Genomic DNA, 345 nt, shown 5'->3' with positions numbered 1-345 from the left:
CGAGAATTTCCGCATGGCTTGTGGATCCTGCCGGCGCTTTTTCTCTCGGTGGTGTTCATGGCCGGGATAATCTTGTTGATGTGGTGGTGATGGAAAATTTGTTTGTCATTCCCACGACATTTGAACGGGGCCTTACAGGCGGCGATATGACGATGATCTGGCGGCCCGGTGTTGCCGCCCCGGTTCTGGTTGGCGACACCATCCACATCAGCGCCTCTCATGCTCCCCAGGCGGTCGAGATCATCAATGTCGAACATGTGACCTTCGTTCTGACCGATCTGATTGAGGGCCATATCGCGTCCGTCGAGATGAACGGCCGCCCGATCCATCAGGAGCTGATCCATC

The 345-nt window shown here is 55.9% G+C and carries 1 protein-coding gene; it reads left to right on the top strand.

The features are described 5' to 3' along the window. Nucleotides 1–80 precede the first annotated feature (80 nt). Nucleotides 81–345: hypothetical protein (locus tag Q5762_RS37550; protein ID WP_315896795.1), on the top strand; the 265-nt coding region annotated here is incomplete at its 3' end.

This window comes from Streptomyces sp. P9(2023) (genome assembly GCF_032436795.1).
Classification (GTDB): domain Bacteria; phylum Actinomycetota; class Actinomycetes; order Streptomycetales; family Streptomycetaceae; genus Streptomyces.
This window is presented reverse-complemented; position numbering and strand designations above follow the sequence as displayed.